Source organism: Xanthomarina sp. F1114 (genome assembly GCF_026410255.1).
Classification (GTDB): Bacteria; Bacteroidota; Bacteroidia; order Flavobacteriales; family Flavobacteriaceae; genus Xanthomarina.
This window is the reverse complement of record NZ_JAPMLL010000025.1, coordinates 1-11,109: the sequence shown is the minus strand read 5'-3', so window position 1 is coordinate 11,109 and position 11,109 is coordinate 1. Positions and strand designations below refer to the sequence as shown.

Sequence of the window (11,109 nt, the reverse complement as noted above, 5' to 3'; positions counted from 1 at the left end):
TCAAAAACTCAGAAATTTATTATTTATGTGCAGTTTTACCGCTTGTAAATATAACAAAGCATGCAGAGATCTTTACGAGCGAATTGTGGCTAAAGGAAAGAGCAAAAAACTAGCTATTGATTGCAGTGTGTAATAAACTACTAAAACAAGCCTTTGCAATTGCTAAATCAGGATTAATATTTGATAATGAATATAAAAGTACACTAGCTAAAAATTAATGGTTTTTTACTTGTTTTTTAGCACAGTACTTTGTTGGGCTTTCGTACTTTTTAATAGATGTCTTTTTTTAACTTATCAGGATTTTGTCGTGTGTCAAAAATTGTAATTATTTCTATTTCTTTCCGTTCTGCTATTGTTCTATAGAAAAATGTCGTTTGCTTTGTTACAACACATTTATAAAGATTTTTAAATTCCGATGATTTTGGACAACTATCAGGTTGATTTGATATTTGTTTAATTTTATCGTCTAGTTTGGAGATAAACTTGTCGCGAGTTCTTAAGTTCCATTCTTCCAGTAAATATTGAGATAGCTTAAGAAGTTTTGATTCGGCAAGTTCGGATAAGAATACTTTCATTAAGAAATTTTCTTTAGGAATGATTCGTAGGAAACCCTTTTTCCTTTATCCAATTCCTCAATACCTTGTTTTATTTCAGATTGTTCGGATTGAGTTAATTCGTCCCAAAAATCAACTTTTTCTTTTTTTACAAAGTCAGCTACCCTTTGGATGAAATCAGTATTTTCAGTCTCCAAAATTGTTTTAAGTAGTTCAAGTTTTGTTGTTCGAATATCCATTTTAAAATTTCTTTTTATCAAATGTACAAAAAATATGAATCAGTTCGGTTTTTAGTCAGTATGAAGCCCAACGTGTTTGTGTATGATTTCGTTGCGTGGTTTAAGCACTAAATTTAGCAAATAAATCACAGATAGAAAGTCCGCGAGGACTTTCGTAAGTAGGCGAGAAGCCAGCAATAAATTATATACGGTGTTGTGCGCTGGCTTTTCCGCTATCTAATTGATTTTCTACTATTTTTTCCAACTCACTTTTCTTAAATTCAAACCAACTTTGTCTAAATTCAGAATGGTCAATTTTATGCTTAAAACTCTGAAATGGCTTTTTATTTGCTAAAACATTTTGCAATTCCGACTTTAGATTTTGGTCAGATAATTGCTCAACAAAAAGCTCCATAATTTTAAACGACTCAAAACTTTCTAAAGTCTCAAATTTTATAAAATCCGATTTATGTTTTTCTACTTTTTCTAAACTGTCACTAAAAGCTTCTTTAAAATCTTCCTCGTCCGAAAATTGGGCAAAATTAGGAATTGCAACAATTTCGTCAGTTTTAGAATTGTAATAACAGTCAAATCCGCAATCTAATTCTTGCGCTATTTGTTTAACGATATGTTGTTTTATATTATCCAAAAAAACAAGCGTGTTTATCTTCTTTTATTATTTCTATTATTTTATCTAAATGAGTAGATTCGGGAAACGGTTCGTAAATCTCCCATTTTCCACTTGCTCGCATCCAATATAGATTCCATTCTTTTCGGGACTTATAGTATCGGATTTTTGCAAAGTCAAGCTGTTGTTTCTTATTAGCATCGTTCCAATCTGGTCTTATTTCAAATAATATTACAACTTTTCCATCAAAAGAATATCCAATATCTACTTGTTCTCGAATTTCAAGATTTTCAGGTCGTAGCGATTCCACATAATTTTTTATAGTAGATTCATTTATATCAATTGTACTGTTTGTCATTTAATTACGGTGTTTTTTTAGCTTGCGCACAACGGTTTTGTATAAGATTAGTTGCGTGGTTAAGCAACGGATTTAGCGAATAAAAACCGAATAGAATATTCCGCAGGAATATTCGTAAGTAGGCTAGAACTAGCAATTAATTTTACACGTTGTTGTAAGTAGTGCTTTTTTCATTCACTTACTTAATTTCAAAATCCGAAACGCTCCTTGAATTACCAAAATAAAAACGATTGTTCCGATAATTAAATCAGGTTTACTCGAACTCAACCAATTTACCAAAATTCCAGCAATTATTACTCCTAAATTGATAATCACGTCATTTGATGTAAAAATCATACTCGCTTTCATATGAGCCTCTTCTTTGCTTTTTGACTTTTGCAAAATGTAAAGACAAATTCCGTTTGCGATAAGTGCAAAAATCGAAACGATAATCATTGTCGAAAAATCGGGTAATTTCTCGTCTCCGAAAAATCTTCTTAAAACTTCCACAAATCCGATAATCGCAAGTGTAATTTGAAAATATCCAGCAAGTTTTGCAATCCGCTTTTTCTTAACTATAGTTCCTCCAACCGCAAACAAACTAATTCCGTACACGAAACTGTCGGCAAGCATATCCAAACTGTCTGCAACAAGTCCCATTGATTTTGAGATAATTCCTGTTGTCATTTCGATAATGAAAAAAGCAAAATTGATTGCAAGTACAGACCAAAGTAGCTTTTTTTGGTTTGCGTTTTCTTTAAATTCCGTTTGGTCGGTTTGTTCCGTTGAGATTTTTTTTCCGCCTAAATTCAGTTCGATAACTGACTTTTCGATTTGGTCAATTTCTCCACTGTGAAAAACAGTCAATTTTCGATTCGGAATATCAAAGTCCAGATTCGCAATACTTGAAATTCCGTCCAATTTCATTCGGATTAGATTTTCCTCTGAAGGACAGTCCATTTTGGTAATTTCAAATATCGTTTTATTCACTCGGTTTCTGGGTTTTTCGGCATTACTTACAACGTTTTCGTGTATGAAAAGTGCGGGTTTGTGTCAGAGGATTTTCGGAACGAAAATCGGAAGAAAGCAAACACGCACTTTCTATTGGTTAAGCACTAAAATAAGCATTTTTTATACACAGTGTTAGCTACAGTTGTTTTTTGTCCGTAAAGTTCAGACGTTGTTTTATTCCGTAAACTTTTTTAAATCCGATTGAGTGAGAAAATCGGCAAGATTGGTTTTTAGAGTTCAGTTCGGTTTTTAATAAGCTTTTTAAATTCCGTTTGAGTGGGAAATCCGATTAGTTTTTGTTTCACGTTCGAGTGGGAAATCGGCAGAGTGAAATCAGCGTAATGTTTGGCAGAAATCAGAGGTAATTCAGTTGCGTATTGCTTGCGTTTGAGTGGTTTCCGCAATTGTAGCTAACGTGATTGTATAAGATTAGTGGCGTATTTAAGAACCTAATTTAGCAAATAAACACCAAATAGAAAATCCGCGAGGATTTTCGTAAGTAGGCGAGAACTAGCCATTAATTTTATACGGTGTTGTAAGCAGTTATTTAAATCGGTTCTTATTCTTTTTAAAATAATTTTCAATGTTCGGTTTCTGTTCAGTCTGTCTAAATTCAAACACTTGGTTTTCAGGTGTTATTTCTTTAGTTCTGAATTCCATTTCGCTTTTAATTACAAAACTTGAGTCAGATTTTATTGTTCCATTTAATTCGTATAAATAAGCTGAATTGAAAGAATCTTTGGTTGGGTTTTGCATCTCAATTCGGTAAAGTTGAATTTTAATTTTATCCTTGTCAATTTGAACTAAACCTTTACTACCAATATCGTCAGGACTAAACCCACAAATGCGTTTAGTTCTTTTTTCAGTTGAATTTTGAGATTCGAGCATCAATTCAATTGTTTTATGAGCACTTTCATAGGTGTTTTCATAATTTTCCTTTTCAGCACAATAATAATGTGAAAGTCCGTTTATTCCTCCAACATTAATTACAAAACCGTCTTCGTAAATAAAAAATGCAGACAGATATTTTATTTTATTTATTCCAGTCTTTTTTATGTAATCGTCTATAAAAGGTGGTGCGTTTTCTCCATATTCGAGCTCAAATTCTGTAAAATAATATCCGTTTAATTTTAGAGATTCGTTAGATAACGAATTGTTCTCAAAATCAATCAATTTATCTTTATGATGCGTTTTAAATATTCCACAAGAATTTGAAATCAGAATAATAATAAGTAGGAATATTCTATTTTTCACGGGTTTCCTTTAATTGCTTACAACGTGTTTGTGTATGGTTAGTGGCGTGTTTAAGCAACTAATTTAGCAAATAAAAACCGAATAGAAAATCCGCAAGGATTTTCGTAAGCAAGCTCGAACTAGCCATTAATTATACACGTTGTTGGCAATAGTTTTTATTTTTTTTCCTTTCATATAACCTAGATTTTCTGCTTCTTCACTCTTATATATTCTGTAGATTTTTATAGGTACTGTATCGTTTGGTGGTCTTGGAAAATCATAAATTTTAAAAAAATCACTTTTTACCGTTGCAGGTAAATTTTCAGTGATGATTGAATCGGGAATTTCTTTATCAGCAAACACTCTTAAATGAAACCTAAATTCATCAATGATAGCTTGTTCTGGTCGACTAGTTTTAATGTTATCTTTAAAAGTTCGTATGTCAGCTTCTAGTTTATTCAGATTGTTAGATAACTCCGTTTTAGCAATCAGTTTATTTTTCGAAAATCCCATAAAAATTTTAAGTGCATAATCGCTATCTAAATTTATAGGTTCAACATTATCAATTTTTGGTAGCTCAAATTTGATTCCGCTTTTTTTGTTTAAATAGTCAATATAATTACTAGCTCTAATTAGGTTAAATTCCATTTCTTTTTGAGGGTCAACTATTGTTGTGAATAAAGTGTCTTTTGATGGTGATAAATTGTATTTCAGAGTAGTTTTATTTAATTTTCTTCCCAATGAATCAGGAAACATCAGATGATAGTTAAACTCTATTTTAGATTCATCAGCAGACCATTCTACGGTTTGTTTTCTCAAGTCTGTTATTATTAGACTGTCTGGTTTGAAAAATAACCTTGTTATTCCATCATTTTTGATTTCATACCATTTTCCGTTTAATTCTTTTTCAGCCGAATTTTGTCCACAGGAAAAAGCCAATAGAATAAGCAGAAAGTTCGCTATGTAAATGGATTTTTTCAAATTATTGCCAACGTTGTTGTATAAAGAAAGTTGCGTTTTTGTGGGCGAGGATTTTCCGTAGGAAAATCAGAAGCAAGCAAAAAAGCAACACACTTTAATTAAGCACAAAATAGCAATTTTTTTTATACGGTGTTAGCAAAAGCAGTTTTTAGTTAATTAACATTTGTTATTAGAAAACAACTTAGGCAATAAATAACTCAGCAAATTAGGAACAATTCCGATTATGTTTATCTGTTTGTTACAATTATAAAAAGTACTTATTTATTAAATTTTTAGAGTCAGATTTATGTTCGTTAATTTGTTGAATCAGACGACTTATTTTTAATGATTAAAATAATTCAGAAGCAGAGTGAGCCAGATCCAAAATCTATTTATTTAGTTTTTTGCTTCTTTTACATTTTGTTCTAAATATTCTAAGGAAAATTTTTAGTTTCTTTTTTAGAAATCCGCAATTTTTGTTTTTTAAGAGCAAACCTTGGCGTTATAATTTTCCGTAGATTTTGGTCTTCACCTGTTTTTGCTAACGGTTTAGTATATGAAAAGTGCGAATATATTAAGCCGATGTTTCGTAAGGGAACAAATAAACTAAAGTTGCACTTTGTATGGAATAAGGTATTAAAAGCATTTTTTATATACATTGTTGTATGCAGTTTTTATTTAATCGGCTATGGATTTTGTTCGATTTTTAATAAAACGCTATCCACATTTTTGGTTTTTTCTTCCAGATAATCTAATCGGATATTTAATTTTTCCAATTCTGTGTTCAGGATTATTTCTTGCTCTGATTTCTTTTTGTTGGATTGCCATTGCAGTATGTTTAAAGTTATAGCTAAAAACGCAATTAATAAAGAAACAACGGGTATAACGATTTGTAAATAATATTTAATATTTTCTCTTTTTTCATTTCTGGTCTTTTTAAGATATTTACGAGAAACATAAGAATATACAGCTTTTGGTTTTGCAAAATAACCTTCAAAATCAACACGATAAGGTTCAATTTCGAGTTCTTCCCTTAATTTAGAAGTCACTATAAACATTTCCTCTTTAGTTATGTCGAGTTCTTTTTTTAATTCTTCATATTCAACACCTAAAACAACATTTCTCTCTTTGTGATATATTTCGACATTTATTCTTTGTCGAATTAAAATCCCAAGAATTTTATGGCTTAACAAGTCGTAGTCTAAATTTTCTCTAAACTCAATAGCATCTAAATCCGCTTTATTATTAATCATATTCCATTATTATCCATCTCTATTGTTTTAATTGCATACAACGGTTTTGTATAAGATTAGTTGCGTGTTTTAAGCACCTAATTTAGCAAATACAAACCAAATAGAAAATCCGCGAGGATTTTCGTAAGTAGGATTGCACCAGCAATTAATTTTATACGATGTTACCTGCTGGCTTTTTTATTCAGTTTTAGTTTCATCATTATGTCCGTTTGTTCGTCATTTCCCAATTTGAAAATATGCTTGTCAAATGCTACAAATCCATTTTTTTCATAAAATCTGATTGCTCTTGGGTTTTGTTCCCAAACGCCTAACCAAACATATTCCACGTTTTTTTCTTTCGCCAATTCAATCGCTTTGTCGTAAAGAATTTGTCCGACTTTTTTTCCGTGAAATTCCTTTAGTACGTAAATCCGTTCAATTTCGAGTGAGTTTTTATCCTTTATTTCTGTTTGTGATTGTCCGAAATTCACTTTTAAATACCCAATCACATTGTCGTCAAGTTCCGCAAAATAGAATTCAGCGTTTTCGTCTGTCAGTTCCGTTTTCAGTTTTTCGGTCGAAAATCCTTCTTCCAAATATTTCTGCATATCTTCTTCGCTGTTATCGGAAGAAAATGTCTCGGCAAAAGTCAATTTTCCGATTTCTTTTAGTTTTTCAATGTCTTGAATATCTACTTTTCTAATTTTCATTTATTGTTCGTGTCGTTTTTCTAGCTTGCAGGTAACGGTCTCGGCTATGAGTAGTTGCGTGGTTTAGCACTTAACTTTGCAAGTAGACACCAAACTGAAAATCCGCGAGGATTTTCAGAAGTAGGCGAGAACTAGCAATTACTTATAGCCATTGTTGTAAGCAGTTTTTTATTTCATAATTTCTTTAATTATTCGACCTAAAGCTCCTTTTGTTCCGTCCGTTACAGTTTTGTCTGCAGATGGAAAATCCCAATATGAATTTCCCATATGTGTGTTATGCTTCGTGTGCAATAATAAATTTCCATTCGCATCATAATATTGCATTTCCACTTCTGTATCTTCACTCACACCAATCGGAATAAACATACTGCTATATTTTACGTTTAAGAATTTTAGTTGCGTTAATATCATTCCGTCCAATTGATTATCGGTACAGAGGTTTTTAATTTCATCCGCTTCTACGCTTTCAAATCCGTCAAAATTTTCGATAATTATTTTATCAGATTTAATGTTTTGCGTTGCGAGTTGGTTTGTCATCGTACTATCATAGATTTTAGCACTGCCTTTTACGATTTTATCCATAATGTCCTCATTCGCAACTTGACTAAATCCAATTTTTGTTGGTTTATTCAGATTTGTTTCTGTTCTATAAAGTGTTTTAGTTCCCATTGCACCACAACTTGTCAATGCGATTGCTAAAATCAGAAGAACGAATTTTGATGCGTTTGTCATAGTTTCTCTTAAATTGCTTACAACGGTTATGGCTATGTGCCGTAGCGTTGATTTGCAACTAAGTTACCAAAAAAGAATGAACGGTAGGGAAATCCGTAGGATTTTCCGGATAGGCTAGCAGTAGCTATGGCTTATAGCCGGTGTTGTGCAACGTTTTTAATACCATCTAATTTGATAAGGGTATCTTTCATAAATCACATTATCCTCATTAATTGTATTTCCTTTTCTTCCGTTGATTTCTCCTAATTTTTGTAATTCTCTGGCTTCTTCTGTTTTTCCAATTTTTCTTAAACAATCTGCCTTGAAAATTTGGACTTCGGAAAAGTCTGGATAGATTTTTAATGCCTTATCGAAAATTTCGATTGCACCCAAATAGTCTTTTTGTTCATATTTACTAATTCCGAAATAAAACAAGTCCAAATGATGAAGCCAATCTTCTCCTTTGTCATTAAGCTGAATTTCATAGTCTTTTTGAAATATTTGTTCTGCTTTTTCAAATTCGTTTAGTTGTAAATAGGAAAGTCCAATGTAAAAGTCATAGGTGTGATCCATTACATATCCATTTCCGAACCTTTTTTTACAATCTTTGAAATCCGCAATTGCTTCTCGATAGGTTTTAGCAAATATGCATTTGATAAAGGCTCGGTAATCTTGCCATCGTTGTCGGTCATATTTTACGGCATTATCAATAAATTCCATTCCAACTTCGTACTTTCCTTGCTTGAACATTGGCATTGCTTTTTGTTGCCATAAATATGCGATGGTACTATCTTTTTCAAGTCCTTTGTCGATTTCTTCTTGCCATTCTCTTGAGTAAAGTTCGTATTTCCAAGCTCCGTTTTTTAGATGTTCATTTATGATTTTTTCCTGCTTTTCTTTGTCAATATTTAATTCGATACGATTGTTATCTGCTAAATCTTTGGCAGATTTATTTTTTTGTTCACAAGAAAAAATTGTTGCAATTAATAAAAGTATCAATATTTTTATGCTATTTCTCATTTTTGGTCAAATGTTGCACAACGGTCTCGGCTATGAGTAGTTGCGTGGTTTAGTACTTAACTTTGCAAGTACACACCAAACTGAAAATCCGCGAGAATTTTCAGAAGTAAGCGAGAACAAGCAATTACTTATAGCCATTGTTGTAACCAGTTATTTTTTATTACTTCGTAGCGTCTGTCAATACAATTATCAGATTCATTAAAAAATTCTTTGGTTTGAACCATAAACTTCTCAAGAATTTTTGCGGAATTTAGATTTTTTATGTCAACATCAGCTGTTATTTTTTCCATTTCTAATTCTTTAAACCCAAATTCGATTAATCCTTTTGCTATTTCGGTTCCAAATCCTTTTCTCCAGTGTTTCTCTCGTAAACGATAGCCAATTTCATCTTCGTTTTCGTTATTCTTCAAAAAGGCGCAAAGTCCAATAAATTCATTTTCGGTTTTGGTTTCAATTCCCCAAACTTTTAAGTCAGTAAGAGTTTGGTCTTTGCCTATAAAACTATTCAAGTGTTTATCACTTTCTTCTCTAGACATAACTTCTCTTGGAATCATATTCATTACATTCGGATTACCCATCATATCATAATAATCGTCAGAATCAGTTTCTACTAAATTTCGTATTATTAGCCTCTTTGTTTCGAATATTTTCATTTTAAAGTCTAATTGGTTACAACGGTCTTGTATATGAAAAGTAGCGGATTTTTTGCACTAACTTTTCGGTTAAACACAGACCTTAAATTTATAAAATCCATTTCGATTTAGCACCTAAACCGCTATTTTTTATATACGTTGTTACCCACTGGCTTTATTCCGTTCAGCTTGGTTTTCAGCGTTGGCAAAGACATACTCTTTTGCAATTTTTGGCTTGTGTGTCGGCTGAAGCGAATTGCAAATGTGTATGGCTTTTAGCGTTGGCTTTTTAACAACAACTTTTATTTTCTTGAATTGGTGGACAAGCTACTGTACCATAAGAACAATAAACACAACAATCTCCTTCTTTTGGCTTTAAAACTTTTTTACAATTTTCGCATTCGTAGAAAAATTGACAAGCGTTTGTTGGCATATCTTCCACTTTTTTATGTCCGCAGTTTGGACAAGTTATTTCAGATTTTAATATAGTTTCCATTAATTTTCTTTTTTGTCGGTTACTTTATAACCTGTTGAGTTAATTGCTTTTTCGATTTCCGTTTCGTTGGTTTTAGTTTTGTCAAATTCAATGATTGCATTTCCATTTTCGTAGGACGCTTTTGAGTTTATAATTCCGTTGAGTTTATTTACTTCGTGGTTAACGTGTTCTTCGCAACTTGCACAGGTCATTCCGCTGATTTTAAATTCAGTTGTTTTAATGTCCGATTTGTCAACTACGATTATTTGCTTTTCTGTGTTTGGGTAAAAAATTCCTGAATAATATGGGAAAGCCAACATTACTATTGCAAATACGGTTACAATTCCTAAAAACTTTTTTGATTGAATAAATTTTGGTTTTTCGTCTGTCTCACATTTGCAGTCAATTTCTTTTCGAGGTTTTAGTTTTTGATACCAAGCAAAACCAAGAACTAAAATTGTCAGTCCGATTAGATAAGGTCTAAAAGGTTCAATCCAAGAAAATGTTGAAGCAATTCCGCTTGTTCCTGCGATTAGAGCCAAAACAGGTGTAATACAGCATAATGAAGCTGTAATTGCAGTTAACAAACCTGCACCAATTAATTTGTTTTCACTTTTCATATCGTTTCTAAAATTTTGTTTTTATCAAGTATCTCAAAGAATGGATTTAGTAATTTTTCGTATTCAGCCGTGAGTGAGTAAAAAATCGTTTGAGCTTCTCTATCGGTTTCTAATAGATTTCGGTCTTTCATTTTCCTTAAGTGTTGGGAAATAGCAGAAATGTTCATTCCAAGAATATCGCTCAAATCACAAACGCAAAGTCTTTTTTCCTCAAAGAGTAGGTAAAGTATTTTCAGTCGAACGCTATTTCCGACTAATGAAAGTCCATTTGCCAAATAGTCGAACGATTCGTTTAATGCCGAAACTGTGTCTTTACAACGGTTTATTTGTTCAATATCGGCTTGTTGTCTTATGCAAGAATTATTTTCCATAAAACAAAGTTACGATTATTTCTTATTTAAGCAAATACTTAAATACATAATTCTCAAGCGTTGGGAAAATTTTAGCTCTTTTGGTTTTTATAGTGTTGGATTTGTGTGTCGGAAAAAACCGAAAGTGCTAAAATGTGCGGCTGGTTTTCAGCTTGTGGGTAACGTGTTTGTATATGAAAAGTGCGTGTTTGTGTCAGCGGATTTTCGGAACGAAAATCGGATGAAAGCAAACACGCACTTTCCTTTGGTTTAGTACTAAATTACGCATTTTTTATATACAGTGTTGCAAGTAGTAGTTTTTATCGTTTTAGTTTCAGGGGGTTTTTGATTGATTATTTTTTCAAATCCGTTTGAGTGAGAAAATCCGAAAGATTGATTTTTAGAGTATAGATCTGTT

The 11,109-nt window shown here is 32.0% G+C and carries 15 protein-coding genes and 1 pseudogene; 1 reads left to right on the top strand and 15 read right to left on the bottom strand.

All coding sequences use genetic code 11. The features are described from left to right. Positions 1–218: pseudogene (locus OS188_RS14480) on the top strand (IS110 family transposase); the annotation flags it as partial. Positions 219–269: 51 nt separating this feature from the next. On the opposite strand, the gene OS188_RS14475 reads toward OS188_RS14480, so the two are convergent. From OS188_RS14475 to OS188_RS14405, 15 genes are all read right to left on the bottom strand, one after another. Continuing rightward, positions 270–575: a type II toxin-antitoxin system RelE/ParE family toxin gene (locus OS188_RS14475; RefSeq protein ID WP_267149570.1), complete on the bottom strand. Its 306-nt coding sequence runs from the start codon at positions 573–575 to the stop codon at positions 270–272. Continuing rightward, positions 575–793 (bottom strand): hypothetical protein, encoded by a 219-nt coding sequence (locus OS188_RS14470; RefSeq protein ID WP_267149569.1) that lies wholly within the window; start codon positions 791–793, stop codon positions 575–577. Before OS188_RS14470 ends, OS188_RS14475 begins: the two co-directional genes overlap by 1 nt. 181 nt (positions 794–974) lie before the next feature. After that, positions 975–1,421 (bottom strand): UPF0158 family protein, encoded by a 447-nt coding sequence (locus OS188_RS14465; RefSeq protein ID WP_267149568.1) that lies wholly within the window; start codon positions 1,419–1,421, stop codon positions 975–977. After that, entirely contained in the window at positions 1,414–1,758 is a 345-nt protein-coding gene (locus OS188_RS14460) for a DUF3024 domain-containing protein (protein WP_267149567.1), read from the bottom strand. The genes OS188_RS14465 and OS188_RS14460 overlap by 8 nt, the downstream gene beginning before the upstream one ends. Before the next feature lie 174 nt (positions 1,759–1,932). Beyond that, on the bottom strand, positions 1,933–2,727 hold the full coding sequence (locus tag OS188_RS14455) for a cation efflux transmembrane domain-containing protein (protein ID WP_162838496.1): 795 nt from the start codon (positions 2,725–2,727) through the stop codon (positions 1,933–1,935). Positions 2,728–3,291: 564 nt separating this feature from the next. Then, on the bottom strand, positions 3,292–4,002 hold the full coding sequence (locus OS188_RS14450; protein WP_267149566.1) for a hypothetical protein: 711 nt from the start codon (positions 4,000–4,002) through the stop codon (positions 3,292–3,294). Between the two features lie 126 nt (positions 4,003–4,128). Next, positions 4,129–4,962, bottom strand: coding sequence for a hypothetical protein (locus OS188_RS14445; protein ID WP_267149565.1), 834 nt, complete (start codon positions 4,960–4,962; stop codon positions 4,129–4,131). A 665-nt stretch (positions 4,963–5,627) separates the two neighbouring features. Continuing rightward, positions 5,628–6,194, bottom strand: coding sequence for a hypothetical protein (locus OS188_RS14440; RefSeq protein ID WP_267149564.1), 567 nt, complete (start codon positions 6,192–6,194; stop codon positions 5,628–5,630). Between the two features lie 161 nt (positions 6,195–6,355). Then, complete coding sequence (locus OS188_RS14435; protein ID WP_267149563.1) at positions 6,356–6,883, bottom strand: GNAT family N-acetyltransferase; 528 nt, start codon at positions 6,881–6,883, stop codon at positions 6,356–6,358. Positions 6,884–7,051: 168 nt separating this feature from the next. Continuing rightward, complete coding sequence (locus OS188_RS14430) at positions 7,052–7,615, bottom strand: hypothetical protein (protein ID WP_267149562.1); 564 nt, start codon at positions 7,613–7,615, stop codon at positions 7,052–7,054. 156 nt (positions 7,616–7,771) lie between these two features. Beyond that, positions 7,772–8,614, bottom strand: a complete 843-nt coding sequence (locus OS188_RS14425) for a tetratricopeptide repeat protein (RefSeq protein WP_267149561.1) — start codon at positions 8,612–8,614, stop codon at positions 7,772–7,774. 128 nt (positions 8,615–8,742) lie between these two features. Next, on the bottom strand, positions 8,743–9,267 hold the full coding sequence (locus OS188_RS14420) for a GNAT family N-acetyltransferase (RefSeq protein WP_267149560.1): 525 nt from the start codon (positions 9,265–9,267) through the stop codon (positions 8,743–8,745). A 268-nt stretch (positions 9,268–9,535) separates the two neighbouring features. Then, complete coding sequence (locus tag OS188_RS14415; protein WP_085766308.1) at positions 9,536–9,742, bottom strand: GDCCVxC domain-containing (seleno)protein; 207 nt, start codon at positions 9,740–9,742, stop codon at positions 9,536–9,538. Continuing rightward, the gene (gene merTP / locus OS188_RS14410) at positions 9,742–10,341 is read right to left on the bottom strand and encodes a mercuric transport protein MerTP (RefSeq protein ID WP_267149559.1); all 600 of its coding nucleotides are present in this window, start codon (positions 10,339–10,341) and stop codon (positions 9,742–9,744) included. Before merTP ends, OS188_RS14415 begins: the two co-directional genes overlap by 1 nt. Next, complete coding sequence (locus tag OS188_RS14405) at positions 10,338–10,712, bottom strand: ArsR/SmtB family transcription factor (protein ID WP_267149558.1); 375 nt, start codon at positions 10,710–10,712, stop codon at positions 10,338–10,340. The genes merTP and OS188_RS14405 overlap by 4 nt, the downstream gene beginning before the upstream one ends. Between the last annotated feature and the right edge of the window lie 397 nt (positions 10,713–11,109).

Coding starts and splice junctions, on each gene's coding strand:
- OS188_RS14475 (WP_267149570.1), bottom strand. CDS start 575: ATGAAAGTATTCTTATCCGAACTTGCCGAATCAAAACTTCTTAAGCTA.
- OS188_RS14470 (WP_267149569.1), bottom strand. CDS start 793: ATGGATATTCGAACAACAAAACTTGAACTACTTAAAACAATTTTGGAG.
- OS188_RS14460 (WP_267149567.1), bottom strand. CDS start 1,758: ATGACAAACAGTACAATTGATATAAATGAATCTACTATAAAAAATTAT.
- OS188_RS14440 (WP_267149564.1), bottom strand. CDS start 6,194: ATGATTAATAATAAAGCGGATTTAGATGCTATTGAGTTTAGAGAAAAT.
- OS188_RS14435 (WP_267149563.1), bottom strand. CDS start 6,883: ATGAAAATTAGAAAAGTAGATATTCAAGACATTGAAAAACTAAAAGAA.
- OS188_RS14430 (WP_267149562.1), bottom strand. CDS start 7,615: ATGACAAACGCATCAAAATTCGTTCTTCTGATTTTAGCAATCGCATTG.
- OS188_RS14425 (WP_267149561.1), bottom strand. CDS start 8,614: ATGAGAAATAGCATAAAAATATTGATACTTTTATTAATTGCAACAATT.
- OS188_RS14420 (WP_267149560.1), bottom strand. CDS start 9,267: ATGAAAATATTCGAAACAAAGAGGCTAATAATACGAAATTTAGTAGAA.
- OS188_RS14415 (WP_085766308.1), bottom strand. CDS start 9,742: ATGGAAACTATATTAAAATCTGAAATAACTTGTCCAAACTGCGGACAT.
- merTP (WP_267149559.1), bottom strand. CDS start 10,341: ATGAAAAGTGAAAACAAATTAATTGGTGCAGGTTTGTTAACTGCAATT.
- OS188_RS14405 (WP_267149558.1), bottom strand. CDS start 10,712: ATGGAAAATAATTCTTGCATAAGACAACAAGCCGATATTGAACAAATA.